This window comes from Butyrivibrio sp. AC2005, from assembly GCF_000424145.1.
In the GTDB taxonomy this organism is placed as follows: Bacteria; Bacillota; Clostridia; order Lachnospirales; family Lachnospiraceae; genus Butyrivibrio.
Genome location: NZ_KE384137.1, coordinates 422,792 through 448,489 on the forward strand (window position 1 = coordinate 422,792; position 25,698 = coordinate 448,489).

24 protein-coding genes are annotated in these 25,698 nt (G+C 42.6%); 1 reads left to right on the forward strand and 23 read right to left on the reverse strand.

All coding sequences use genetic code 11. The annotated features are described in order from the left end of the window. Nucleotides 1-3: 3 nt before the first annotated feature. The 14 genes from G602_RS27485 to G602_RS27490 form a co-directional block, all read right to left on the reverse strand. Nucleotides 4-924, reverse strand: coding sequence for a MinD/ParA family protein (locus tag G602_RS27485; RefSeq protein WP_044932752.1), 921 nt, complete (start codon nt 922-924; stop codon nt 4-6). A gap of 47 nt (nt 925-971) precedes the next feature. Beyond that, nucleotides 972-2,282 (reverse strand): flagellar biosynthesis protein FlhF, encoded by a 1,311-nt coding sequence (gene flhF / locus G602_RS0118830; RefSeq protein ID WP_026660369.1) that lies wholly within the window; start codon nt 2,280-2,282, stop codon nt 972-974. A 1-nt stretch (nt 2,283) separates the two neighbouring features. Continuing rightward, nucleotides 2,284-4,338 carry a flagellar biosynthesis protein FlhA gene (gene flhA / locus G602_RS0118835; protein WP_196808726.1) on the reverse strand — a complete coding sequence of 685 codons (2,055 nt, stop codon included), beginning with the start codon at nt 4,336-4,338 and terminating at the stop codon, nt 2,284-2,286. A 137-nt stretch (nt 4,339-4,475) separates the two neighbouring features. After that, nucleotides 4,476-5,624: a flagellar biosynthesis protein FlhB gene (flhB, locus tag G602_RS0118840; protein ID WP_044932755.1), complete on the reverse strand. Its 1,149-nt coding sequence runs from the start codon at nt 5,622-5,624 to the stop codon at nt 4,476-4,478. Next, entirely contained in the window at nt 5,611-6,390 is a 780-nt protein-coding gene (locus G602_RS0118845; protein ID WP_026660373.1) for a flagellar biosynthetic protein FliR, read from the reverse strand. Before G602_RS0118845 ends, flhB begins: the two co-directional genes overlap by 14 nt. Before the next feature lie 14 nt (nt 6,391-6,404). Then, the gene (fliQ, locus tag G602_RS0118850; RefSeq protein WP_026660374.1) at nt 6,405-6,674 is read right to left on the reverse strand and encodes a flagellar biosynthesis protein FliQ; all 270 of its coding nucleotides are present in this window, start codon (nt 6,672-6,674) and stop codon (nt 6,405-6,407) included. A gap of 25 nt (nt 6,675-6,699) precedes the next feature. Beyond that, nucleotides 6,700-7,632: a flagellar type III secretion system pore protein FliP gene (gene fliP / locus G602_RS0118855; protein WP_044932757.1), complete on the reverse strand. Its 933-nt coding sequence runs from the start codon at nt 7,630-7,632 to the stop codon at nt 6,700-6,702. 3 nt (nt 7,633-7,635) lie between these two features. Next, the gene (locus G602_RS0118860; RefSeq protein ID WP_026660376.1) at nt 7,636-7,980 is read right to left on the reverse strand and encodes a flagellar biosynthetic protein FliO; all 345 of its coding nucleotides are present in this window, start codon (nt 7,978-7,980) and stop codon (nt 7,636-7,638) included. Between the two features lie 30 nt (nt 7,981-8,010). Beyond that, nucleotides 8,011-9,267 carry a flagellar motor switch phosphatase FliY gene (gene fliY / locus G602_RS0118865; protein WP_026660377.1) on the reverse strand — a complete coding sequence of 419 codons (1,257 nt, stop codon included), beginning with the start codon at nt 9,265-9,267 and terminating at the stop codon, nt 8,011-8,013. A gap of 4 nt (nt 9,268-9,271) precedes the next feature. Further along, nucleotides 9,272-10,255, reverse strand: coding sequence for a flagellar motor switch protein FliM (gene fliM, locus G602_RS0118870; RefSeq protein WP_026660379.1), 984 nt, complete (start codon nt 10,253-10,255; stop codon nt 9,272-9,274). Nucleotides 10,256-10,339: 84 nt separating this feature from the next. Further along, nucleotides 10,340-10,873, reverse strand: coding sequence for a flagellar basal body-associated FliL family protein (locus G602_RS0118875; protein ID WP_026660380.1), 534 nt, complete (start codon nt 10,871-10,873; stop codon nt 10,340-10,342). A 15-nt stretch (nt 10,874-10,888) separates the two neighbouring features. After that, nucleotides 10,889-11,893, reverse strand: coding sequence for an OmpA/MotB family protein (locus G602_RS0118880; RefSeq protein WP_026660381.1), 1,005 nt, complete (start codon nt 11,891-11,893; stop codon nt 10,889-10,891). Beyond that, nucleotides 11,893-12,699, reverse strand: coding sequence for a motility protein A (locus G602_RS0118885; RefSeq protein WP_026660382.1), 807 nt, complete (start codon nt 12,697-12,699; stop codon nt 11,893-11,895). The genes G602_RS0118880 and G602_RS0118885 overlap by 1 nt, the downstream gene beginning before the upstream one ends. Before the next feature lie 51 nt (nt 12,700-12,750). Further along, nucleotides 12,751-13,008, reverse strand: a complete 258-nt coding sequence (locus tag G602_RS27490; RefSeq protein ID WP_044932759.1) for a flagellar FlbD family protein — start codon at nt 13,006-13,008, stop codon at nt 12,751-12,753. Between the two features lie 659 nt (nt 13,009-13,667). On the opposite strand from G602_RS27490, the gene G602_RS29310 reads away from it, so the two are divergent. Then, nucleotides 13,668-13,997 carry a hypothetical protein gene (locus tag G602_RS29310; RefSeq protein WP_049945334.1) on the forward strand — a complete coding sequence of 110 codons (330 nt, stop codon included), beginning with the start codon at nt 13,668-13,670 and terminating at the stop codon, nt 13,995-13,997. Between the two features lie 182 nt (nt 13,998-14,179). On the opposite strand, the gene G602_RS31950 is transcribed toward G602_RS29310, so the two are convergent. From G602_RS31950 to fliG, 9 genes are all read right to left on the reverse strand, one after another. Next, nucleotides 14,180-16,867: a flagellar hook-basal body complex protein gene (locus tag G602_RS31950; RefSeq protein ID WP_049945335.1), complete on the reverse strand. Its 2,688-nt coding sequence runs from the start codon at nt 16,865-16,867 to the stop codon at nt 14,180-14,182. Between the two features lie 213 nt (nt 16,868-17,080). Beyond that, entirely contained in the window at nt 17,081-17,476 is a 396-nt protein-coding gene (locus G602_RS0118910) for a TIGR02530 family flagellar biosynthesis protein (protein WP_026660383.1), read from the reverse strand. 142 nt (nt 17,477-17,618) lie between these two features. Then, nucleotides 17,619-18,374 carry a flagellar hook capping FlgD N-terminal domain-containing protein gene (locus G602_RS29320; RefSeq protein ID WP_049945336.1) on the reverse strand — a complete coding sequence of 252 codons (756 nt, stop codon included), beginning with the start codon at nt 18,372-18,374 and terminating at the stop codon, nt 17,619-17,621. Nucleotides 18,375-18,391: 17 nt separating this feature from the next. Beyond that, entirely contained in the window at nt 18,392-20,119 is a 1,728-nt protein-coding gene (locus tag G602_RS0118920; RefSeq protein ID WP_026660384.1) for a flagellar hook-length control protein FliK, read from the reverse strand. 220 nt (nt 20,120-20,339) lie between these two features. Beyond that, on the reverse strand, nt 20,340-21,326 hold the full coding sequence (locus G602_RS27515; protein WP_049945337.1) for a hypothetical protein: 987 nt from the start codon (nt 21,324-21,326) through the stop codon (nt 20,340-20,342). After that, nucleotides 21,326-21,784: a flagellar export protein FliJ gene (fliJ, locus tag G602_RS0118930; RefSeq protein ID WP_026660385.1), complete on the reverse strand. Its 459-nt coding sequence runs from the start codon at nt 21,782-21,784 to the stop codon at nt 21,326-21,328. The genes G602_RS27515 and fliJ overlap by 1 nt, the downstream gene beginning before the upstream one ends. 172 nt (nt 21,785-21,956) lie before the next feature. Then, nucleotides 21,957-23,315 carry a flagellar protein export ATPase FliI gene (gene fliI / locus G602_RS0118935; RefSeq protein ID WP_044932762.1) on the reverse strand — a complete coding sequence of 453 codons (1,359 nt, stop codon included), beginning with the start codon at nt 23,313-23,315 and terminating at the stop codon, nt 21,957-21,959. Next, nucleotides 23,315-24,523, reverse strand: a complete 1,209-nt coding sequence (locus G602_RS0118940) for a FliH/SctL family protein (protein WP_026660388.1) — start codon at nt 24,521-24,523, stop codon at nt 23,315-23,317. Before G602_RS0118940 ends, fliI begins: the two co-directional genes overlap by 1 nt. Then, on the reverse strand, nt 24,507-25,601 hold the full coding sequence (gene fliG / locus G602_RS27520; protein ID WP_081676076.1) for a flagellar motor switch protein FliG: 1,095 nt from the start codon (nt 25,599-25,601) through the stop codon (nt 24,507-24,509). Before fliG ends, G602_RS0118940 begins: the two co-directional genes overlap by 17 nt. Nucleotides 25,602-25,698 lie beyond the last annotated feature (97 nt).

Here is a 25,698-nt window from a genome sequence, read left to right on the forward strand (position 1 = left end):
ATCTTACAGACCGGAAGCCTTATCTCCGGTGTTTTTCTCTGAATTTAGTTTTCGTCCGGTTATGATATGTGAGAAAAATGCAGCCATTCCTCTGGGCTTGTATTTTTCAAGTTCATTTTTATTTACAAGTTCCGCAGCAATATGCTCAAAAGCTTTCGCAGATTTGGAATTGGGATACTGTATGGAAACGGGTGATTGCTGCATCACACCTCGTGCCAGCATCTGATCCTGCGGAATAGCGCCGAGATATGCAAGCGGAAGCTTTAAGTATCTGGCAACTACTGCATTTAATTTATTAAATAGCTGTTGTCCCTCATCGTTTGTAGCAACTCTGTTGGAAACAACCTTAATCATCGTATTATCTCTTGAAAATCTCTCCTGCTGGTTAAGTGCCTTAAGCAGCGAATAGGAGTCAGTTATCGATGTGGGCTCCGGTGTTGTCACAAGAATAATCTCACCGCTTGCCACAAGGAATTCCATAACTGCATTGGATATTCCGGCTCCCGTATCAATAATTATCGTATCCGCAATAGCATCAAGCTCTGCCAGATTAACAATAATATCAACAAGATACTTTCTCTCAAGATTGTACATACCGGAGATACCGGAACCTCCTGAAATAAATCCTACGCCCTCCGGTCCCCAGGTAATTATATCCTTAATATTCTTTTTCTTATATATCAGATCACTCAGATTATGCTTGGGAACTGTTCCAAACATTATCTCTATATTGGCAAGTCCGAAATCGGCATCCAGAATGATGACTCTCTGTCCCATTCTTCTAAACTGAATGGCAAGGTTTATTGATACATTCGACTTACCTACGCCACCCTTACCGCTCGTAACTGTGATAATCCTTGCGAGAGGCCTCTGGGGCGTGTGTTGTGCTTTAATTATATTTCTTAACTGTTGAGCCTGATCCATAAAAATAATCCTGTTTCTATTCTATCAAAATATACGAAATTCTTCTACTATTTTCCGCCAAGAAGACCCTTAACACTTTTCTGAGCATCAAAGACAGCAATATCGCTCGGAACGTTTTGTCCATTTGTAATGTAAGACATCGGAGCGCCAGTGTGCATGTGTATATTATAAAGGTTTCCTGCTGAACTTGTCTCATCCATCTTGGTGAAAATAAGCTTATACTTAACGAGTTCGGAATAGCCGTCTGCTATTTCAATAAGATCCCTGTACTTGGTGGTAGCGGAAAGAACCAGATAGTTCTCTGTTTCAACGCATTCCTCAAGTGCATGGATATATCCGATCATAGTTTCCTTTTGTTCTTCATTGTGAAGACTGTGACCTGCCGTATCAACCATCAGATAATCATAATCCTTGAATTCCTCAGCTGCGGCTTTCATTTCCTCTACGGAATATATTACCCTGAAGGGAATATCCATAATGGTTGCATAGGTTTTAAGCTGCTCTGCAGCAGCTATTCTGTAAGTATCAACGGTTAAAAGTGCAACATTTTTCTTTCTGACAATTCGAAGCTCGGATGCCAGCTTGGCAATTGTTGTAGTTTTGCCAACACCGGTAGGTCCAATAAAAATCTCCGCTATAGGGCCGTCAGTGCTCTCCTTAATTCTGTCAGCTGGTCCGAATTTAAGCACCATCTTCTGATATACGTTCGCAAGAACATACTCCATCGGTATATTGGGTTTACTTACCTTTTCAACCTCATCCGTGAGCTGATTGGCGTAAATCTCATCGACCTCGTTCTCAATAAGCGTATTGTACAAAACCTTTACAAATGAAAGCGTTTCATCGGAAACAGTATTGGGAGTTTCCTTAATCTCTGATACTTCCTCCTCAGCCATATCCGGTCTTGGATCTTCTTTTTCGGTCTTGAGATTCTTCTCGATAAGGTTGTGAAGGCTGTCAAGTTTTTCCTCAATAGCACTGCTCTCATCCTGGAGCAACGCGTGTTCTTTCGGCGCAGGAGTGCTTACGGAAGGCTGCACCTGTGCCGGCTGAGAAACCTTAAGAGGTGGAATCTCACCCTGTTCCTGAGCGCGCAGCAGTTTATCAGCCATTGATGCAGGCTTCCCAGGTCTCGGAGCTCTGTTCTGCTCTCTTGCCGGCTTAACAGACTTCATGCTTTTTGCAGGCTCGTCCTCAAGCGCAACCGTCACCTCTATTTTGGGCGGCGCGAAAATAGCGAAGAATCCGCTTTTTTTCACAGGCCTGACATTCATGATTACAATGTTATCGCCCAGCTCCTTCTTTGCAATTTCTGTAGCCTCTGATTCAGTTTTTCCGGTATATTTTTTTATTATCATATTATGCCGCTACCATTCCTACAGACTGCATTTCAACATTAGGTTCAACTTCATTGTAAGAAAGCACAATCAAATCTTTATAATAATCCTCTGTCATCTTCTTAAAATACATACGCACAATTGGCGAAGTCATAATTATCGGTATCATTCCGGCGTCTTCAAGCTTCTTAGCCTGTTCTCCCACAGACTTAAGTATCGCCTTGGTTCTGGTAGGATCAAGGGTAAGATATGCGCCGGTCTCAGTCTGCTTAACAGACTGCATTATCTCCTGCTCAATCTTAGGATCAAGAGTGATAACGCTGGTAGTCTCTCCAGGATAAAAATATTTGCTGGAAATCGCACGTCTAAGGCTCTGTCTGACATACTCGGTAAGAATATCTGTGTCATGTGTAGACGGAGCATAGTCAGCAAGTGTCTCAAATATTGTAACCAGATCTCTTATGGAGATTCCTTCCGCAAGGAGATTCTGCAATACCTTCTCAATCTCACCAAGACTCATAAGCTTAGGCACAAGTTCTTCCACAAGTGCAGGATTGTTCTCCTGCAAATTGTTGACAAGATTCTGTACATCCTGTCTTGTAAGAAGCTCTGCAATATGATTCCTGATAACCTCAGTTAAGTGAGTAGCAATAATTGAAGGCGGATCTACAACTGTATAACCAAGCGATTCCGCACGTTCTCTCTGACTTTCGGTAATCCATGTAGCCGGCAGATGGAAGGAAGGCTCAAAGGTAGGAATACCTGTAATCTCCTCCTCTACATTTCCGGGATTCATGGCCATATAGTGATCAAACAGAATTTCACCATCACTAACCTGTATACCCTTAATTTTTATAATGTATTGGTTAGGATTAAGCTGAATGTTATCTCGAAGACGAATGATAGGAACAACTGTACCAAGCTCCAGTGCAATCTGACGTCTTATCATAACAACACGGTCAAGAAGATCTCCGCCCTGATTAACATCAGCAAGCGGAATAATTCCATAACCAAACTCGAGCTCTATAGGGTCAACCTGAAGAAGGCTTGTAACATTCTCAGGCTGGCGTATTTCTTCAGCCTGCTGCTCCTCTTCAGCCATAACCTCTTCCTCAGCAGCTGTAATCTTCTGTGATTTCTGCATGAGGAAACCCAGTGCTCCTATGCAGGCACCGAGCGGAAGGTATAGCAAATCCGGCAGCGGTGTAAGAATACCAAGTGTAGCTATAAGCGCACCAACAAGGTACAGTGTCTTGGATGCATTAAACAGCTGACCAACAAGTGCCGGTCCAAAATCGGCTTCTTTCGATCCCTTTGTAACCAGAATACCTGTACTAAGAGATACAAGAAGTGAAGGTATCGCACTTACAAGACCGTCACCCATTGTAAGAATGGCGTATTTATCGAGTGCATCATTTATAGGCATCCCCTGTCTTAAGACGCCCATCAAAATACCACCTATAATATTTACGGCAGTAATTATAAGACCCGCAGTAGAGTCTCCCTTAACGTACTTCGTAGCACCGTCCATGGCTCCGAAGAAGCTTGCTTCGTTCTGAATCTTCTCACGTCTCTCCTTAGCTTCCTGATCGGTAATAGCACCTGTGTTAAGGTCAGCGTCGATAGCCATCTGTTTACCGGGCATAGCATCCAGAGTGAAACGTGCTGATACTTCAGCGACACGCTCAGAACCTTTATTGATAACCATGAACTGCACAAGTATAAGGATTATATATACGATTGTTCCGATGATCAGATCACCGGCACCAACGAACTCTCCGAATACCTGAATAACCTGACCGGCATCGCCTCCGGTAAGGATGAGTCTTGTAGATGAAATATTAAGTGCAATTCGGAAAATTGTTGTGAACAAAAGGATAGTAGGGAAGAACGACATATCCAGTACTTCCTTGGAAAACATGGCCGTAAACAGAATCACAAAAGACAGTGACATATCAAAGGCCAGAAGAAAGTCCATCAGCCACGTAGGAATGGGGACGATGAACATGATAATAGCCGCAACGAAATATAACGCTACACCGTAATCAAATGCACGTTTTCTAATAATCTCGAGCATTATTCATCCCCCTTTCCCCGATTTTTTTCATAACTATACATAGTTAGTATAGCGCATACCACATCTTGTATGCAAGAGGGGATTAAGGCACAAGAGCTCAACAACACCAAAGGAAGTTTCTGCACCTTGCTAAGTACTTATACTTTGCCCTGAAGATGATATACAAAGGCGAGAACCTCTGCCACTGCCTGATAAAGCTCCGGCGGCACGAATTCTCCAATATCAACCGTCGAATAGAGCATACGGGCAAGCGGTTTGTTTTCTACAATCTCAACACCATACTCTTTTGCTACATCCTTAATACGCTGTGCAAGATATCCCTCACCCTTGGCAACTACCATTGGTGCATCGAATTTATCCGCATCATATCGTATTGCAACTGCGTAATGAGTAGGGTTGGTGATGACAACATCTGCCTTGGGAAGCTCCTGCATCATACGACGCTGTGAAGCCTGCATCATACGACGACGCTGCTGACCTTTAATCTGAGGATCTCCTTCAGTATTTTTATACTCATCTTTAACTTCCTGCTTGGTCATCATGTTGTCTTTTCGGAATTTTCTCTTCTGATAGATATAATCTGCAATGGCGATTACAACATAAACCGCAGCAATGCGTATACCTATTTCTACTATTGTATTACCCAAAAGTCCGATTGCCTGTCTCAGGGGCATATCGTAAAGTGTAAAAACAGATGCGGTATATCCAAGAAAATATGTATATACCACTGTTCCAATAATTGCAATTTTAGCTATTGATTTTACCAGCTCAAAAATCTTTCTTGTAGAAAAGATCTTTTTGAAGCCCTTAATGGGATTCAGCTTACTTAGCTTTGGCTTCAGTGGCTTTGTTGTAATCTTCCACTTAACCTGAACAACATTGCAGATAAAAGCCACAGTCAAAGAAACCGCAAGGAATGGCAAAGCTGTAAGAAGTATCCTTAACAGCGCATTCATAATTGTAATTCGTAGGTCAGCAAACGGAACATATCCATCGTACATCTTAGTTGTAGTCGGAATCTGATTGTAGACACTTCTGAAAAAGCCGGTAAAGCTGTCCGCCATATAAGGATACATAACTCTTATGAGCACAAAAAGAGACATCAGCCCTGCTGCATGAGTTACCTCCTGGCTCTTTGCAACCTGTCCTTCATTTCTTGCATCCTGCAATTTCTTGGCAGTAGGCTGCTCTGTCTTTTCACCGCCGGGACCATCAGCAAAGAACTGCAGATCGTAGGATATCAAAAGACCGTTATTCAGTTGCATTTGATTTTCACGTAAGGTCATTTATAAACTCCGTCATAAGCTCGCGCATATTGGTAAAAATGAAGTCCGATGCGTTATACAACAAAATACATGTCATATACATCATGGATAATCCAACTATAAGTTTAAGCTGCATACCGACAGCAAACATGTTCATCTGAGGCGCTACTCTCGCAAGAATACCAAGAATAACGTTCATAATAAAAGTAACTATAAATATCGGCAGACATATTCTAAAGCCGATAATCATGTAATATGAAACAAATTTAAGCATTGATTCAAGCAGTTTATCGCTGTTAAAAATTGCACCATTTACCGGAATCAATCTGAACGAATCAACCAGAGCGGAAATAAAATATCTGTACAATCCGCTCACAAGCATCATACCCATGAAAGCATATTGATAAAGTCCTGCGGAAACAGGAACATTTTCTCTTGAATTAGGACTCATAATCTGCACCATTGACAGGCCAACCTGCATATCTGCTATCTGTCCGGCCATATTGGCAACAAGTGTGCATATCTGTGCAGCATATCCTATCAGAAGCCCTGTAAAAAACTCCTTCAGAATAATAACAGTGAATCCCCATATTGTTTCATATTCAAGTGTATCTACAGGTGCATAACCGTAAAGCAGGAACGAAAGCAGCACCGAAAATCCAACTCTGACTACATGCGGAGTGTTACTCATACTAAAAAAGGGTGCAACATACACAAACATTGTCACCCTGACCAGTATAAGCAAGAATATCTCAAGATCGCCGTAGGTGAAGGTGTAATCTATCAAATCTTCATCCTCCGCTAATGAATGTATAACGAGAAGTCTGACCACATTTTTACCACGAAGCCTGAAAGCTCAGTTAGCATCCAGTTTCCAAGTATAATAAGTGTCAGGAATGTAACCAGAATTTTAGGGACAAAGGTAAGTGTCTGATCCTGAATAGAGGTTACGGTCTGAAATATTGAAACAGAAAGACCAACTATGAGCGAAACAAGCAAAACCGGTATCGCTATTTTTATTACCATGAACAAGGCGCTGGCCATGATTGCAGTAATATTGTCAACTGTCATATTCTCCTCCTTCTTGCCCCTCATGTTAATAGAACGTCTTAACCAGACTACCGATTACCAGATTCCAGCCATCCGCAAGTACAAACAGTAGAATCTTAAACGGCATCGAAATAGTCGTAGGCGGTAGCATCATCATACCCATACTCATAAGTACCGACGCGACGACCATATCGATTACAATAAACGGAATATAAATCAAAAAGCCAATTATAAAGGCTGTTCTTAGCTCGCTTATAAGGAAGCTGGGAATCAGAACTGCATTCGGAATACTATCAAGCTCACCATCCCACTCCAGCTCATCAATTTCCATGAAAAGACGAACGTCCTTGGTCTGTGTCTGTCCATACATGAAATTTCTTATGGGAATCATGGCTGTATCAAAGAATTCCTGCTGTTCTATCTCCCCCTTATCAAAGGGCTGGATAGCAGTTTCGTTTATCTCCTTGATAGTAGGCTGCATAATAAAAAATGTCAGGAAAAGAGCAAGTCCCATAAGCACCTGATTAGGAGGCGATGTCTGGGTTGCCAATGCAGCTCTAGTGAAATGCAGAACTATGATGATTCTGGTAAAACAGGTCATCATAATAAGAAGAAGCGGCGCCAATGCAATAAGCGTTAATGTTATAAGAATTCTCAATGCACCATTTATTGTACCGTTACCATTGTCATAGGTGACAGTTACCGTATTGGCAATATTAAGCTCCTGGAGGTCATCAGCATCCTTAGCAGATCCGGGTTCAGTGAGGTTCGTTCTCTCTCCATCCGTTCCGGTCAGATTGGTTTCCCTGTCTACAGTCGGATCCGTAGGATGAGTATCATCAACATAGGATGTTGACGCAGAAACTGTTACTGCTCCGCTGTTAAAAATACAAAAAGCCATAATAAAAGAAAGGCATAACAACGAAATGCCCATCTTAAATAATGGCTTTAAATCTTTTACTCCCCAAAATTTTTTCATACCTTACTTCTTCTTAAATTTCTCTAAGACTTTCTCAAATTCTTTACTAAAATCTACAGGATCGGAGGATTTCAGAACAGGTGGTTCATATTCATCCTCCGACAGCTCTGTAAGTACTGTAACCGTATCCTTACACACGGCTATCACCATATATTTATTAACTACTCTTACTATCTGCAAATACTTGGTAGAGGAAAGTCTGCATGTTTCCATTATCTCCATATTTGCAGTGAAAGTGGATCCCTTTTGATATTTGGCAATCCACTTAGTCACATAATAGGTCGCAACCAGGACCAGAATAAATAAAACAAGTACAGTAAATAGTTGCGCTACCGATGAAACATTCATTTTTTAGCGACCTTCCGATTATTACTGAAATTACTGGACAATTTCGGTAACACGAACACCGAAACTTTCTTCAATGACTACAACTTCTCCCTTTGCCACAAACTTACCGTTAACAAGAACATCAACCGGTTCACCTGCGACTTTTTCAAGTTCTATGATAGTTCCGGGTGCAAAATCAAGAATATCTGAAATTGCCTTAGCCGTTCTTCCAAGTTCAACAGTTACTTCAAGAGGCACATCCTTGATAAGTCCGATGTTCTCTCCGGCAGCCATCATCGGATTGCCACCTGCAAAGCTCTGGAACTGGGCAGGCTGAACATTTGCACCCATCATCTGAGGCTGCATCATAGGCATACCCATGGGCATCATAGGCATACCCATCTGAGGCATTCCCATTTGCGGCATTCCCTGCATCATTGAAGGATCCATTCCGGGCATTCCTGCCGCAGCTGAAGGATCAGGAGCAGGCATTCCCATACCCATATCAGGAGCTGCCGGTGCAGGAGCAGGTGCAGGTGCTGCCTCTTCTGCAGGAGATTCCGTGCTTATGGTATCCTTAAGGCTCTTTGCAAAATCTATAGGATACAACTGCATCAACGTAGAATCCACAAGATCACCAATCTGCAGCTTGAAGGTTACACGGCAGAAGGTTCCTGTCAGGAATTCGGAAATCTCACTGGGATCGTCGTCAATCATATCAAGCAATGTTGCTTCCGGAGGGCTGATATCTACCTTCTGACCAATCATGGTCGAAAGAGAGGTAGCTGCAGCACCCATCATCTGGTTCATAGCCTCTGAAATAGCAGAAAGCTGAAGTTCCCCGACTTCTCCCTCTGTATTTGTTCCATCACCACCCATCATAAGGTCAGTGATGACCATAACATCGCGTTCTTTCAAAATGAGGATATTAGTACCCTCAAGACCTACTGTGTATTTAATCTGAATAAATACGCAGGGTTTCTCATAATTGTTAAGAACTGTATTCCAGTTAGCCAGCTCAACCTGAGGCGTAGTGATATTAACCTTCTGATTAACAAGTGAATAAAGCGTTGTAGCTGAAGATCCCATACTGATATTGGCAACTTCACCTATCGCGTCCTTTTCCTCATCATTCAGAAGACTCTCGTCAATCTCACCAGCAACAAACCCGCTGCCGCCTGAAGGAGCTGCAGGAGCATCTCCTCCTGCATCAGCAGCTGGAGCGTCTCCGCCACCGGCATCACCACCTCCTGAATCCATACCGGCGAGCAGTGCATTAATTTCTTCCTGTGAAAGCATTCCATCCATGCTGCTACTCTTCCTCCTCTCTAATTACCGACGTTATTCTGACGGCATACTTATCTTTTGCGGTTCCGGGAAGTGCCGTGAATTTATAAATATCACCAACATATACCTGAAGCTCGCTGTTTACCTGATTATCAAGTCTTATAATATCGCCCCTCTGGAGCTGAACAAAATCACTTACTGATACATTACATCTTCCTAAAATTGCTTTTACCGGAACATCAACATGTCTTACCAAAGACTCTAGGTGTTCACCGTATGTATCGTCATCATGCTTCTGCATTGTTGAAAACCAGAACTTGGTATTCAACTTATCCATAACACTCTCCAATGTAAAGTAAGGAAGACAGATATTCATAAGTCCCTCGACCTCACCTATTTTAATGTTAAGTGTTACAATCGCAATCATATCCGTAGGGGAAATAACCTGCGCAAACTGTGGATTTGTCTCAATCCTCTCCATAATAGGATTTATTGCCAGTACGTTCTCCCACGGTTCAACCATAAGCTGCATGCAAATGGTTATGAGCTTTTCTATAAGAGGCATCTCAATATCCGTGAAAGGCCTGGTCTTATCAAGTCCTACGCCTTCACCGCCAAGCATTCTGTCTATAAAGGCAAATCCGATATTAGCCTGCAGCTCTAAAATAATGGTTCCCTGCAGTGGTAGGAAATTTATTATTCCCAAAATAACAGGGTTACTAAGAGCATTACTAAACTCCGAATATGTTACAGTCTCGGAGTTAGCAACCGAAACCTGTACGTTTTTTCTAAGATAAAGCGGAAGTGTCGTAGATAACAGTCTTCCATAATGTTCATAGATCATCTCCAGGGTTCTCAAATGTTCCTTAGAGAACTTGGCCGGTCTCTTAAAGTCGTAATCCTTGACTTTCTTCTCGTCCGCAGCGGACATCTGATCCACGTCGAGTTCACCGGTATTTAGAGCCGCGAGTAGATTATCTATCTCATTCTGTGATAATACTTCACTCAAGCGTAGATCACCTCACTTTTACAGTAACAAAGTACTTTCATAACAAACTCTTTTTCATACTCCCCAAAATCAAAACAAAATATATTACTGATACACTGTTCCGGAAAAGCTTACATCATAGATGAAGCCGGATTTAAACAGTTCCTGTATCTGCTCCAGCAGTGTAGCCTTGGCTTCATCCTCATGAGCTCTTATCTCATCAAGTGTATATGCGCCGATAACAGTAGTAATCTTGGACTTAATCATATCCTGATAGGTTGCAATACCCTCTTCAGTCCAATATGTGGTGTAAGCCTCATTTGACTTATCCATCGAAAGAACAATTGTTGTAAGCATATAATGCGCTTTTCCACTTCCATCCTCTTTAAGAGTGATAGTCATGTCCGGTATGGAGTAGGATGCTACATTAGCAATATCAACCTCGCCGGTAGCAGATCCGGAAAAGCCCTGACCATTTTCTCCACCGTTAGCTTCTATCTGCAAAGCTGCGGCAACGTCACCGATAAGTGCAACTGCCTGATTATTGGTCGTCATAACCGTCAGCATCATAAAGCCTGTCATACCTGTATTAACTAAAAGTAAAGCCAAAATGATAATTGCAAGCAGGTTTTTTTTCATTTGTTCTCTCCCTCATCAATACATTGGACTAAGTGGATTGTATATTCTAATCTCAACTCGTCTGTTCCTGGAACGTCCCTCAATTGTGGAATTATCAGCTATAGGCTCATACTCACCTCTTCCGGAATGTTTCATCTTAGCCGGATCAAGCGAAGTATTATTAACAAAATAGTAAAATACCGAAAGTGCTCTGGCATCACTAAGCTCGTCATTGTTGGTTATCTTGCCGTAGGTTCTGTGCATGGGAACATTATCTGTATGTCCCTCAATCTCTATGGTACCACCGGCATATCTCTCAAGAACTTTTCCTACTTTATTCAAAATAGCATCTGCTCCCGGTTTTAATGTGGCATCACCGGTGTCAAACAAAATGGAGCCCTGCAATGTCAACTGAACAAACTGACTTGTAAAATTGACATCAATCTTATCAGATACCTCCATTACATCGAGAGATTCCTTAACCTCAGCTGCAAGTGCCTCTGAAGCCTTGAGCTGCTCAGCCTCAGCGGCTTCCTGAGTATCCTCAGCATTAGCTCCCTTGTTATCAGCATCACTCTCAAGTCCCTGCTGGGAAGCATCTCCCTCTGATCCGGTTCCTGATGTATCGCCTTCAGAGCCAGTGGTTTCACCGCCCTCGCCCTGCATAACGCCTGCACTATCGCCGTCATCGTTTATTCCGGCACCGCCGTTCTCACTGGCATTCTCTCCCTCCGAATCAGTCACATCCTCATTCTGTGATCCGGACTGTGAAATACCCATCGATATAATATAGTTGGACAGCTGATTAAGCTGTGAAATACCATCTCCAACAAGTGCTCCCTGACCAAGTGCTGCCTCACCACCCTGAAAAATACCAAAGGCTGAACTGAATGATGCAGCTACCTCCTCGAACTTCTGAGCATCCATGGTTGCCATTGAGAAAAGCAAAACGAAGAAGCACAGGAGCAGATTCATAAGATCACCGAATGTTCCCTGCCAGGCAGGCAAACCCGGTTTTATTTCCTCTGGTTTTTTTGCCATTACTCTCCTCCACCGCCATCACCGGAACCATTCTCAGCTTCGTATGCAGCTCTGTTAGCAGGTGACAGGAACGATTTAAGCTTCTCCTCAGTAACTCTGGGGTTCTCCCCGGCCTGAATTGAAAGCAGTCCCTCAATAATAATACTCTTCATAGTGTACTCTGCATTATCCCTTGCCTTAAGCTTATTCTCAGCGGGATAGCAGAACCAGTTAGCAAGAACCGAACCATAGAACGTAGTGATCAGGGCAACGGCCATGGACGGTCCGATTGAAGACGGATCTGACATGTTCTGTAGCATAAGAACCAGTCCAAGCAGTGTTCCGATCATTCCCCAGGAAGGTCCCATACCTGCAACATCTGCAAAGAAGGTATAGTTCTCTTTATGTCTCTCGGACATAGCATCAATCTCAGCCTCTAAAATAGCTTTAACAAGTTCGGGCTCAGTACCGTCCACTATAAGTCCGACGCCCTTCTTCATGAAAGCATCCTCGATATTGCTGGCCGCTTCTTCAAGTGCCAGGAGTCCTTCTTTACGGGCTGTGTTGGAAAGGTCAATAATCTGCTTGATAACAGCCTTGGTATCATCAGCCGGCATCTTAAAAATGAGTGTGTAGGATTTAAGTCCGCTGATGAAGCTTGGCATGGTCCTGGACGCCAGCACGGCCATGAACGCTCCACCGAATGTAATCATCGCAGAAGGCGCGTCCACGAAGTATTTAACACCGGTGATACCGGCACCAAATACGATACTAAGAATCATGAAAATGAAACAAAGTACAACACCAAGTAATGACGCTATATCCACTTAGTTTTCCCCCTTCATCAAAAAATCAAAATGCCATATAGAATCAAGTGCCTACTTATATCCGATATTATGAACAGCATCCTGAACTCTGCTCTTAATAACGCTCTCACTTGTAGACACTAATGGTCCGCCCGTCTGCAGATCCCATCTCTCATTGCATCTCTTCATGACCTCAGGAAGTGACTCCTGCACTATAAACTTGCGCCCGTTCGCCATGATAACAACCGTATCGGGAGTGGACTCTACTGTCTCTATAAGATTCTCATTGACCAGAATCATCCGGCCATCCATTCTGGTGATTTCTATCACGATTCATCCCCCGACATTTTTGTTGTTGAAATAAAATTGCAATACTAAGATGCCTGTTTTAACAAAAATTACACTACCCTAGCTTATTAAGACAATTTTATCATGGTTTTTCATTATTTTGATGCACAAAATTCCGCAAAAATATTGAGGTTGTATTTTTATTTCAATAATTTAGAATAATTTTGAAATAATTTTACATGCTATATCTTGTACATACTTCATTTTCAATTATACAACATCTCGTTATTGTTTAAAATAGTTTTGGAAGCTTTTGTGCGAATTGGATGTATGATTTTTACTTTAAAGAATTTTTCGGGTTTGTTTATTTGAATTTTAGATATTTGAAGTGGATTTAAGGATGAGGGGAAATTGTTTTTGTAATTTTATTTCATATCTATTGTGGTATTACTGAATATTTATTTCAATATTGCTGTTCCAGCTATTCTTTGTGGCTACTTGCGCAAAAAAGAAATTCGCGCAAGTAATTCTGCTTCCAATGCGGCACTCTCTGTACGAGAGGACCTTATGCAATATAATTTTCACCAAATATATCGTAGTTTTTGCCTTCTATAGCTGTGATTTTACTACTTACTAATCTTTCACAGCTGATTCTATGATGATCTATCTTCGTTACAAAAATCAGAGCATATGCTAAGATTATGTTAATTGAGAATGCTGTAGAAAAGGCAATCGATGAATGTATTGCCGAAGGAATATTAGTAAACTTTCTCATGAAGCATCGTGCGGAGGTACAGGAAATGAGCATATTTGAGTATAATGAAGAACTCCATTTACAAAATGTTCGCCAGGACGCTATAGAGGAAACAAATGCTAAGGCTGCTGTCATCATAGCAGAAAAAGATGCTATTATTGCAGAGAAGGATTCTGCTATTGCTGAAAGGGATTCTACTATTGCTGATCAGAATTCCGCCATTGCTGAAAAAGACGCAGAACTTGCTAAATATAAATCAAAATATGGTCCTTTATAAATGCTAAAACATTTTCATATAATTCACAAGGGCGCTCGGATGAGCGCCCTTTATATGTACTCTGCACTTCTCCCCCTCGATAAGTGCGATACATCTAATATGAAGTTCTGCTCTCAGGCTAGAGCCTTCGCCAGAACAAAGTAGTACGCTAAGCTCGAAAATACCTCGCTAAGCGATTACTTTTATCTCTTCAGATTTGTAAGCTCCTCAAGGAGTGTATCTGAAACTGTGATGATTCGGCTGTTAGCCTGGAATCCACGCTGAGTGGTGATCATGCTGGTGAACTCGCTTGAAAGGTCTACGTTTGACATTTCCAGAACACCTGTTGTGATGTAGCCACCGTCTGTTGTTACATCCTGAATTGTAGCTTCGCCAGAGTTAAGTGTCTGTGTGTAGAGGTTGTCACCATTCTTCTCAAGACCTGATGCGTTAGCAAATTCTGCTGTTGCGATCTGTCCAAGAAGCTTGGTCTGGCCGTTTGAATAGGTTGCGTAGATTGTTCCGTCCTTACTTACTGTGACACCGTTCATCTCGCCGACTGCACGTCCGGTCTTAAGGCTCTGCTTATCACCCTTTACTGCTCCGATTGTGGAGGTTGCCATTGTGTTATAGTTGGTTGTTGTTGAAAGATCCATATTTACATTTGTAAAGCCACCCATAAGATCCACACCGTTTTCAATAAGGCTCTCTTTTACAAAACGAAGCGGAATCTTTTCTGTAGGATTTTCAATGGCACCGGTTTTCTCATTGTAATTCATGCTGATTGAGTTGTTTACAACCTGTAGTGTGCCATCTTCCAGAATATGATAAGTCAAGTTCTCATAGTTAGTAGCTCCGGGATCAGGGTTGTAGTTATATACATCTGAGAAAAAGTCTTTTGTAAGTGTTGCATCGTAAATTTCTGAAACATATCCGTTTCTGGGAATATTCTCATATATTGTTGAGTCATCAATATTATTGGTATATGTTGCTGTTGTTTCTGTTAGAGTATAAGAAATATCCAAATCTACTTCTCTTGTTGCTGTATCTATATCAAAAGGTCCATCAAAAGTTGCTGTATTTCTTGTTCCTACAGTAACTGTACTTCCATCATCTGCTAAAGTATACGTAACATCATCAGATGTTGGAACAAATCCATATACTTCTTCCAAAATATTCTTCATAGAAGCGCTTAAAGAATTTGTTGTTCCTGAGAGTTCCATGACAGTAGCTTTGTTAGTTTTTAAATTAATAAATGATATCTTTCCCTGTGCAGCACTCTTTGCATCCACCGCATATTTATTTTCATTCTCATAAGGTTGCTGTTCACTAGATATTGGTACTTTTACAGTTACCGATGTTGGAGCATCCGTATTTATCGTATATGTTGCAGAAGCGTTGGAAGTGGTAATTCCCAAAGCTCTTTTTTCAGCCGCACTAAGACTTGAAACAAGCGCATCTTTTTTTGTTACTGTGTAAGTTTCTCCATCCGCAGTAGTTATCTTGGCCTTACTATTTCCTACTGGAGATATTACTATATCTAAATCTGTTGCATATTTTGTTTGTACATCATATGGGGTAAAAGTAATTTTACTAACCCCATCATTTGAAATAGTATATGAGGGTTCCTTGTTCTGATCAACCATATCCTGAATGTCATCTTGATCAAAGCCAAACATCCTTGCTAAAGCATCTTTTTTATCCGCATCAAGAGAGTCCCAATCCCCTGTTTTCGGAACTACAATTGCATTGCCACCTTCTGGCTTATTGTAAGTAATAATTGTATCTGTTGGTCCTGATACATAATATGGTGCAAGTGTACCTGATTCCGGGTTACCATTTGTCACCGGATAGAAAGTTATCCTTCCATCAGAATCAATTTCATAGTAATCTGTATCTGTAGGAGAAGCTGCTTTTTCTCCATATACTTCCGCAAGTAATGACGGAAAACTTTCAGTTAAAGATGACACAATACCTGTCGTAGGTACTTTGCTGTACGCTGTTGCACCTGCAGCATTCTTGAAGGTTGTATACTGTGCTCCAACTACTGCAGAGTATTTAACTGTTGTTATTTCTTTCAACCAGGGATCACGTACTTTGTAAGTCTCTTCTGAATAGTTAGGATCATCTGTAAAGATTACTCTTGCCAGCTTATCTGCACCGATTGTATTTCCCTTTGAATCGAGAATATCTTCCAATGTCATTGTATATGCATGTTCAGTATCATCAACATCGCGGACTGCAAATTTTGCTGTGTAAAGATATCCAAGATTGTCATAGAACTCGAGAGATACAGTTTTTCCGTTATCACTTGTAATGTTAGTATCATGTGCGTCAATGTTGCCGCTTACAACTGCTTCTGTTGTTCCTTCCGGAGGATAGGTCATGTTCTCAGGTGTCATGATCTGAAGCTTTCCAATACCGCCATTTGTATTTACTGTAATAGCACCTGTCTCCGGATCTTCTGCTGCTGTCCAGCCGTATACGAAGTAACCTGTTGACTGCATTGCGAGATTTCCTGCACCGTCTACGTAGAAGGAACCATCTCTTGTAAACATTGTCTGGTTACCGTTATTTACTACGAAGAAAGCATCGCCGGTAATTCGCATATCGAACGGATTGTTTGTGGTTTCCGTTGCGCCCTGCTGTGTGATTGCAGTTGCAATCGCGCCTGATTTAGCACCAAGACCAACCTGGCGGGCATTGGTACCACCGGTTGTCTCGGTAGCTCTGGATGCACGCTGCGAAGTCTGATACATCAAATCACTGAAGGTGATAGACTGTGACTTGAAGGATGTGGTGTTAACGTTGGCGATGTTGTTACCTATAACATCCATCTTGACCTGGTGGGTCTTAAGTCCTGCTACACCAGAAAAAAGTGATCTCATCATAAGGCATGTCCTCCTAATTTGATGGGGGACGGCACACATATTCTATTTTCCGATTGGGAATGAAAAGAATAGGAAACAAAAATTTGAATTCCTTCTGGCGGTCGGGAATTCGTGACCTCCTTAGACACCAGCCACTGCCGGCTGGCTTGCGGGTGGAAGCGCCACCCTCGGTCCGGTCAATTTATTCTGTTCATTCTGCTCTTCCTATAGAACTTATGCGATTACCGCTCCGTCTATATTGGTAAAAATGTTACTGCCAGTTTCCTGACTATCCATCGCGGTTACTACTGTGCTTGTCTTAACGTTTACGATGAAGGCTAGCTGATCAACAAGGATGAGAGATTCGTTTATTCCTTTCTCATTGGCCTGATTTCTTGCGTTGTTCAGGCGGTTCATCTGATCCTGTGTAAGCTCAATGTTGCGGTCACTTAGTCTGTTTGAAGCGTGTTTTGAAAACTTAACGCCTTCATTTTTGTTTTCGATCTGAGAGAGAATTTTGCCGAAATCAGAATTCTGAACACCGACTTTTTCTCTTATCTTCTCGTTCTGACCAAGGTACTGGTTCTGAACCTGTTCAATTGAAAGGAATCCGTTATTGTCAATTCTCACGGCTTACTCCTTTCTTTAAACAAATTAGTGAGCCATTAATTGCTCTGCCGATTTATATTTCGGCAAAGGTCTCATAAACATAAGACCTATTCGCATTTTTTTAGAAATTTTATAAATAATGGCTTATCTTTGGTTATCCAAGTTACTCTTCAGCCGTTGCTGCTTCCGAGTCTGTTCCTTCATCAGCATCTAAATCTTCAGTAATTCTTGCTGCCTTTTCCTCATCATTAACTTTTTTGCTTGCCTCGTACTCCTCCTGATTCTTAGCTGCTTCCTGAACCAGCTCTTGTGCTCTGGCATAGTACTTTTCAAGTTTATCGATATCCTTCTGGTCTACAAGTGCTATAGCATCAGCATCCATACTCTGGTAGAAATTATAAGCCTCGTATACCTTCTGGGCATCTGTAAATACCATGTTCTCATATGCAGGGAACTTATCCATGAGTTCGGCAAGATCATCTGCCTGATCATGGATTTCTACAAAGTGGCTGTCAGCTACGGAGCTAACATCTTCCATCTTGTAGTCCTTACCATCAATATTCAGATAAGCCTCGCCACTCTTATAGGTTACATAGTCAACTTTTCCCTGAACCTGTCCGCCATTCTCATCACTTACGATAACAGTTTTTCCTACGAGGTCAGATGCTCTCGACATTGAGAAGGCCTCTGCCATGTTGGATAGCTGCTCAACCTGTGTGAATGTAGCGTACTGGTTGATGTACTCGGTATTTGATGTTGGCTCCAAAGGATCCTGGTATTTCATTTGAGCACACAGAATATTCATGAAAGCATTCTTGTCATATCCCTGATTGGCTGCGGCCGCGTTCTTTTTAGCCTCCTCGGCCTGAGCTTTGGTATCAAGAATTTTACCGTTTTCAACAACTGCATTTACGCTCATAAAAAGTTACCTCCGTATCAAGCCGAGAAATCTACTGAATTGCCGTTAATTGCCATCATTTCAGCCGTGAGCCTGTCCTCCTCATCTATCTCTTCAAGTGCGTCTACAGAGAGGTCTTCAAGTCTGATTCTTCTCATAGGCTTTCTGATGGAATCCTGTGCTTCCTGGTCTTCTTCCTTCTGACTCTGACTGTCGTTAAGGGCCTGGTCAAAAGCTCCTGTATTCACGGTTACCTCAACAGCAGTTACCTTAACGCCCTGTTCGTTGAGTTTTTCCTGAAGCTGCTGGAGCTGGCTCTCGATTGCTGCCCTTACATCCTCATTCTGTGTAAGGAATTTCGCAACGATGTTTCCATCCTTGGCTGCTTCAATGATTACATTTACATTGCCGAGGCTTGCGGGATGGAGCTGCATTTCCATTGTTGTACTTTCAGGCTTAACATTCATCTTGATGTACTCTGTAATCTGATCCATGATATCCTGTGTATTCGCCTTTGCCATCTGCCCATAGCTTTCAGGTTCCTCCACTACCTCTGAAAGAGATGATGATATCTGATTCATCAGATGATTGTACTGAGAGCCCTCTGTGTTTTCCTGCTGTGGCTGTTCTTCGTGCTTTTCTTCCTTAGGCTGTTCCTGAGGTTTTACCTCAAACTGGAATTCAGGTTCTTCAATTTCAACATTATTGTTTTCCGGCTGTGTCTGAGGTTCTTCTTCAATCCTTAATTCAGTATGTATTCCAGTCTGTACCTCAGTCCCCGCTTCAGTGTACAAATCAGATTGTGTTGAAACTTCTTTTACCGTTCCTTCTCCGTTAAGATCAAGTCTTGCTGCTTCGGATGAAAAAGCTGCCTGTTCGTTAACCTCAACATGTTCAACAACTACAGGATTCTCCTCCGGTCTTGCAATGCTTGCTGCTGCTCTCTGCTCAAGCTCCTCATTAAAATTCTCAAGTGCTGAGCTGAGTCCTTCCTCTGTGAGATTAAATTCCTCCATGAGGTTGTGTCTTGTAGTATCTACCGCATCCTGCATGTTCTGAACGTTCAGATATACATCAGCATTGGTGACAATCGCCATTACATCATCGGCACCTGTTATCTGAGCTACTATCTGAGTCAGGTTAGTAGGATCAAGTATTGCTACGTTTGTAAGCCCAAGTGTTTCCATGGCATTCTCAATATCTTCGATATCTACGCCCATGGAATCTGCAAGCTGCTGCATGAGGTCTCTGCTGCTTTCAAGTAATGCCTGTTCCAGTTCAGAAAGGCCTTCATCGACCACTTCTTCTACTGCGGCTTCGCCATCAGGATTAACATTTATCAGTACAACAGCTTCCTGTACTTCCTGTGTTTCTTCCGTGATGTCGGCAGTTTCTGCGTTTTCATTTACTGCTTCGCCCGTATTTGCCTTTTTCTCAGAAACTTTTTCATTTGTGACATTTTCTGTTGTAGCTGCTTTGTCAGTTGTTACTTCGGTCACTTTGCCATCATCTGTTTTTTGTACAGCTTGGACATCCTTTGTTTTAGTGTAGGATGCAGCTGCGTTTGTATCATTTAGCGCTCCGGTTGTGGTAAGCGTTTTGGATACACTTAAGGACACTGATGCGGTTTGCTTCTGAGTGTTTGCATTAGTAAGGGCTTTCTGAAAATCAGTAGTCTGCTCTTTTGTTGCAGCAATTCCTTTTGACTGCACGGTATTAGCAAAGAAATCTAAGTTGTTAATACCCGGAATCGCGTTAGTAATCAAATCCTTTCCCTCCTTTCTCTTTTATGTATGGGTATGGTACACCCATAGTTCTACACAAATTATATCGGCCATGTGGAGAAATAATTAACCCACATGGCCGAAAAATCTTAAAAATTTATAAACCCCTCATCCGGCGTTTAGCGCCACCTTTCTACGCTCCGCTTCGGTCCGCGCAAAACCGACGTCTCCCGGACGTCGTGCGCCCCCCAAGGGGAAGTCTTTAATTATTCACCCCAGAAACCGTAGCCTTGTGAGTGGAAGGTTCCATATAGTCAGTAACTCTGCCGGCATACTCTTCTGTCATCTTATCAAGAATAGCGCCACGGCTCTCGGCACTCATCTTGCCAAGAATTCTGGAGATAAGTCGTACAGCATCTCCGGTGTCATTCTCTATCATAGCATCAAATATTGCAGCAGCTTCCTTGGCCTTCATGGATGAATAAGCCTTTACGTATTGTTCAAGTTCAAGATCATCAGCTTCGCCCTGAATAATCTGAGCATAAATCTGAGCTGCCACGTCAGGTTCAATCATCTCATAATACTTTTTAAACTCTTCAGCTGAAGGAGCATTATCTGCGTACACGACATTTTTATAAAAATCTTCCTTCTGCTGTTCCAGCTTGGCCTGTTCTTCCTCAAATGGCTGCAATCTTTCGACTTCCGTCTTAAGCTTCTCATTTTCTGCCTGAAGCGTTGAATTTTCTTCCATTTCCTTTCTCAGCTCATTTTCAAGCCTCTTTATATAAAGATTAGCCTCATCAAGACTGCTTGCAAGCTGTTCATCAATGGGATTAACAGCATTTTGTTGCTGCTGTTCCTCATATTTCTTTTGTTCAACGGGAACGTAGCTCCCTTCTGGAAGAAGTCTCTGTATTCCCGGTATATCACCGATAATCGGTGCAAGAACATTGGAGCCAAAGCCACCAACATCAAGCTTTATCAGTACTCCCATTATAACAAGCCAAATAGCAATAATGATAAAAGTAACAACAAGAGTAGCCAGTCCGCCGCCATCATCGCCATTAAGCTCAGCTGCCTGCTCTGCCAGTTCTGCTTCACGGAGCTTAGCTTGCTTTTTCTGCTCTTTAAGCTCTGCCCGCAGTGCTTTTCTGTCCTCTTTTATCTTCTTTCTGGCCTCTTTTTCGGGATCAATCGGTTTAGGGAGGGGGGTAGATTCAGTTTTTTCCTTAGCTTCTTTTTCTGCCATTATTGTTCCTCTCTTGCACGCTGTGTATACGTGAAGCTGGTCCTTTCATCTACTTCTTTAGCCTCAGCCTCTTTTTCTTCCTCCATAAATTGCTCAAAGGCTTTTTCTTTCAGTCGTTCCTGCATTTTTCGCTCCTGAACGGCTTTTGTCAGTTTCATTCTGGCAACTTCAAACTTTGCCCTGTAAGATTCAACTTTTACTTCCTGATCCTGGATTATTACATCCATCTGTCTCTGGTAATAGTTGTTATCCATTATCTTCTGGACATTCATTATGCTCTCGCTTCTAAGTTCATATCCTTCCCGGATAAACTCATTGCGGGTATTTATATAGCCATTCAGGATGTCTATCTGGTCATTTAATTCTTTGGAGGCGTGGGCGAATTCCATTTTGACCTGCTCCTCCTGTTGTAGGCGGAGGTCAAGGACGCCCTGGAGCCTGTAGTTAAATCTTGCCATAGCCCCTCATCCGTCAGCTTCGCTGACACCTGTCTTCGCTCCGCTTCGGTCCGCGCTAAACCAACGTCCCCCGGACGTTGAGCGCCCCCCAAGGGGGAAGGCTTTAAATATATGTCACATCCTCTATTTTGGAAAGATTTTCACTTCTCTTTTCCATATAAAATAAAAACTTCTAGTCCTTGAACATATTCTGCAGCTGAGCGCACACCTCTTCGTAGGTGAATTTCTCATCTGTTTCCTGCATAAGAAATTCGTTGACGGCATCGATTTTTGATACTGCGTAATCGATGGTCTTATTGGCGCCCGCTTTGTATGCTCCTATGTTGATCAAATCCTCTGCGTCTGAATAGGTCGCCAGTACGTTCTTGAGCTTACCGGCTGCCTTCTTCTGTTCAGGCGATGCGATAGCACTCATACATCTTGATATGCTCGCCAGTACGTCTATAGCGGGATAGTGATTTTTCTGTGCAAGCTTTCTGTTAAGTACTATATGTCCGTCAAGGATACCTCTGGCGGTATCAGTAATAGGTTCATTAAAATCGTCACCATCTACAAGTACCGTATACAGGCCTGTGATGGAACCCTTTCTTGATTTACCTGCTCTTTCAAGGAGTTTTGGCATCTCAGCATAAACGCTTGGCGGATATCCTCTTGATACGGGAGGTTCTCCACTCGCAAGTCCAATCTCTCTTTGAGCCATAGAAAAACGTGTCAGGGAGTCCATCATCAGAAGGACATCTTTTCCCTTATCACGAAAATATTCAGCAATTGATGTTGCAGTCTTTGCAGCTTTAAGTCGCTCAAGAGCAGGCTTGTCAGAGGTCGCAACCACAACTATGGATCTGGCCATACCCTCAGGACCCAGGTCACGTTCTATGAATTCGCGAACCTCCCTGCCACGCTCTCCTATAAGAGCGATGACATTTATATCCGCATTGGTATTTCTCGCAAACATACCCATGAGTGTGGATTTACCAACACCTGATCCTGCAAAAATTCCGATACGCTGTCCTTTTCCTACAGTTAATAAGCCATCAACAGCCTTAACTCCAAGAGAAAGAACATCGGAAATCGGATCTCTGGTCATAGGATCCGGAGGCTGATTTTCAACCGAATATGCTATTCCGTTTTCAAGCTGCACACCTTTTCCATAGTTGGTTCCGTCAATCCTTCCAAGGCCATCAAGTGTCTTCCCAAGAAGTCCCTCACCAACATTAACACGAAGCGGTGAATCAGTATTTTCAACAATACTTCCGCTTCCTATTCCACTTATGTTCTCATAAGGCATAAGAAGCACATGATTATCCTTAAAACCGACAACCTCTGCCATAGTTCCACGGCCGGAAGGTCTGGCAGTGCTTTCGCCATCCTTCTTTTTGGAATAGATATAGCAGATATCGCCCATTTTTGCTTCAGGTCCCGCAGATTCAATGGTAAGGCCTACTACATTTACAACCTTACCCCGAACCCTGTAGAACATGTTGTTAGCAATCTTTTTATATTTTGAATAATCAATAATCCCATTTGCCATCAGCGCTTATCCCTATCAAAAGCCAGAAGTTTAAGCTTTCTTGCAACCTCGGAAAGCTCAACTCCCAGTGAACAGTCAAACACTCCGCCATCCGACTCTATGATACATTCATTTTCCTTCAAAAGCGGATCCTCGATGATTTCAAGTGTCGAATTAGGTGAAGCCATAGCCTCTTCAAGAGTTGCCTTCTCATCCGTTACAACATCATAATCATCGGATGAAATATGGAGAATCACATTTGTTCCGTTCTCCATCTTACCAAGTGTTGTTTTTATAAGATGTAAGACAATATCCTTATTTTCCCTGAACTCCACGTTGAAAACATGCTCGTAAATCTGAGTCAGAGTATCAACCATATCAGGCTCTATGCTGGCAACAAGCTGCTGGAAATCTGCCTGCTGCTTTTCTCTTTCTCGGGTAATCTCAGCTTCCGCTTCAGCTCTCATCTGCTCGATTTCCGCAGTTGCTTTCTGAATAGCCTGATTATAGCCTTCTTCATAGCCTGCAGATCTGCCTTCTTCCATTGCCTGATTTTTAATCTGTTCAGCCTGATTTTTAATCTGTTCAGCCTGAGAATTCGCATCGTCAACTATCTGTTTGGCTTCTTCCTCAGCCATTCTGATCTGCTCATCAATCTGAGCCTGTATCTCCTCGAGATTAATCTGTGGTGGTTCCTCCTGTACAGAAGCAATTTCATCAGTAATCTCCATGCCAAGGTTCATATCTTCTTCAGCCATCTGCATGCCTTGACCATCGAAGCCATCTCCCTGGTAATCCGGATTCATTGTGGGCTGACCTTCATTAAAGCCGTCAACATCCCCTTCTTCATAGGAGCTTTTCCCATAAGTGCTCGCTCCAAATACTCCCTCTCCATTATCGTAGCCCATGCCATAGGCATCGCCATCACCGGGAAAGCCCTCCTGAAATTCTCCAAGTTCCCCGGGATCGCCGAAATTGGTATTGCCAATTATATTCTGTCCATCTTCATAGGCATTTATCTGTTCAAAGCCAAGACCCTCTTCAAAGCCACCAAAAGCAGGCACTGGTTCACCTTTCTCCAATGCCTCCCTTCTTTTGGCTTCCTCAGCCTGGTATTTTTCAATTTTTCTTTCAGCAAGCTCGTTGTTATCTATTATATGCTTATCATTTTCATCAACCTGATACCAACCGAACTTGAGCAAATTAGATTGATTAGACAACCAGGTCATCACCTCCGCCTCTTGAGATTACAATCTCGCCGGCATCCTCCAGCTTACGGATAACATTAACAATCTTCTGCTGTGCTTCCTCAACATCCTTCATACGAACAGGTCCCATGAAGTCCATATCCTCCTTGATCATCTGAGCAAGACGCTTGGACAGGTTGTTGAAGATAGCTGTCTGTACCTGCTCGGTCGATCCCTTACATGCAAGACCAAGGTCAGCGTTATCAACGTCACGCAGCACACGCTGAATTGCACGGTCGTCCAGAAGAAGGATATCCTCGAAGACGAACATCTTCTTACGAATCTCATCAGCAAGCTCAGGCTGCTCAATTTCCAAGGTCTCCATGATATGCTTCTCTGTCGCACGGTCAACTGCATTAAGGATTTCTACAACAGCATCTACACCACCGACAACCGTGTAATCCTGGTTAACAAGTGATGAAAGCTTTGATTCAAGTACTCGTTCAACTTCCTTAATGGTATCGGGACTTGTTCTGTCCATTGTAGCGATACGCTTGGCAACGTCTGCCTGTCTCTCAGGCGGTAGCGCACCAAGTATCATAGCGCTCTGAGCCGAAGACATGTAGGACATAACAAGAGCAATAGTCTGCGGGTGCTCATCCTGGATGAAGGTAAGCAGCTGTGAAGGATCCGCCTTACGAATAAACTCGAAGGGCTTAACCTGCAGGGATGCAGTCAGCTTACTGATAACATCCATAGCCTTATCTTCACCAAGTGCCTTCTCCAGAAGTTCCTTTGCATAGTTAATACCACCCTCAGCAATATACTGCTGGGCAAGGCATATTCCGTAAAACTCCTCTATAACCGCTTCCTTGATCTGTGGTGTAATACTTCTCGTGTTTGCGATTTCAAGAGTAAGTTCCTCAATTTCATCCTCTTTTAGATGTTTAAAAATAGCTGATGATTTTTCAGGTCCCAAGGCAATCAACAGTATGGCTGCCTTCTGGGTTCCCGAAAGGTTCGCAGTAAGCGCAGGATCAAAATTCCCGGGTGGAAGTGCTCCACCTCCAGGTGCGCCATCCAGTTCGTCATCATCAAATTCTTCGCCGTCAATAGCCATGGCAATTCTCCCCTCCGTGTGATTTTACCGGTCAAAACCGATTATAGTTCGTAGTCCTCCTTTAGCCAGTTACGAAGAAGTATCGCAGCAGCTTCCG

Excerpts from the sequence above, each read along its gene's own strand:
- G602_RS0118875 (WP_026660380.1), bottom strand. The coding sequence starts at position 10,873 with ATGAAAAAAAACCTGCTTGCAATTATCATTTTGGCTTTACTTTTAGTT.
- fliP (WP_044932757.1), bottom strand. The coding sequence starts at position 7,632 with ATGAAAAAATTTTGGGGAGTAAAAGATTTAAAGCCATTATTTAAGATG.
- G602_RS27515 (WP_049945337.1), bottom strand. The coding sequence starts at position 21,326 with ATGGCAGAAAAAGAAGCTAAGGAAAAAACTGAATCTACCCCCCTCCCT.
- G602_RS0118940 (WP_026660388.1), bottom strand. The coding sequence starts at position 24,523 with ATGACCTGGTTGTCTAATCAATCTAATTTGCTCAAGTTCGGTTGGTAT.
- flhB (WP_044932755.1), bottom strand. The coding sequence starts at position 5,624 with ATGACCTTACGTGAAAATCAAATGCAACTGAATAACGGTCTTTTGATA.
- fliG (WP_081676076.1), bottom strand. The coding sequence starts at position 25,601 with ATGGCTATTGACGGCGAAGAATTTGATGATGACGAACTGGATGGCGCA.
- fliQ (WP_026660374.1), bottom strand. The coding sequence starts at position 6,674 with ATGACAGTTGACAATATTACTGCAATCATGGCCAGCGCCTTGTTCATG.
- flhA (WP_196808726.1), bottom strand. The coding sequence starts at position 4,338 with ATGCTCGAGATTATTAGAAAACGTGCATTTGATTACGGTGTAGCGTTA.
- fliY (WP_026660377.1), bottom strand. The coding sequence starts at position 9,267 with ATGGATGGAATGCTTTCACAGGAAGAAATTAATGCACTGCTCGCCGGT.
- fliI (WP_044932762.1), bottom strand. The coding sequence starts at position 23,315 with ATGGCAAATGGGATTATTGATTATTCAAAATATAAAAAGATTGCTAAC.
- G602_RS0118880 (WP_026660381.1), bottom strand. The coding sequence starts at position 11,893 with ATGGCAAAAAAACCAGAGGAAATAAAACCGGGTTTGCCTGCCTGGCAG.
- G602_RS27485 (WP_044932752.1), bottom strand. The coding sequence starts at position 924 with ATGGATCAGGCTCAACAGTTAAGAAATATAATTAAAGCACAACACACG.
- flhF (WP_026660369.1), bottom strand. The coding sequence starts at position 2,282 with ATGATAATAAAAAAATATACCGGAAAAACTGAATCAGAGGCTACAGAA.
- G602_RS31950 (WP_049945335.1), bottom strand. The coding sequence starts at position 16,867 with ATGATGAGATCACTTTTTTCTGGTGTAGCAGGACTTAAGACCCACCAG.
- G602_RS29310 (WP_049945334.1), top strand. The coding sequence starts at position 13,668 with ATGTTAATTGAGAATGCTGTAGAAAAGGCAATCGATGAATGTATTGCC.
- fliJ (WP_026660385.1), bottom strand. The coding sequence starts at position 21,784 with ATGGCAAGATTTAACTACAGGCTCCAGGGCGTCCTTGACCTCCGCCTA.
- G602_RS29320 (WP_049945336.1), bottom strand. The coding sequence starts at position 18,374 with ATGAGCGTAAATGCAGTTGTTGAAAACGGTAAAATTCTTGATACCAAA.
- G602_RS0118860 (WP_026660376.1), bottom strand. The coding sequence starts at position 7,980 with ATGAATGTTTCATCGGTAGCGCAACTATTTACTGTACTTGTTTTATTT.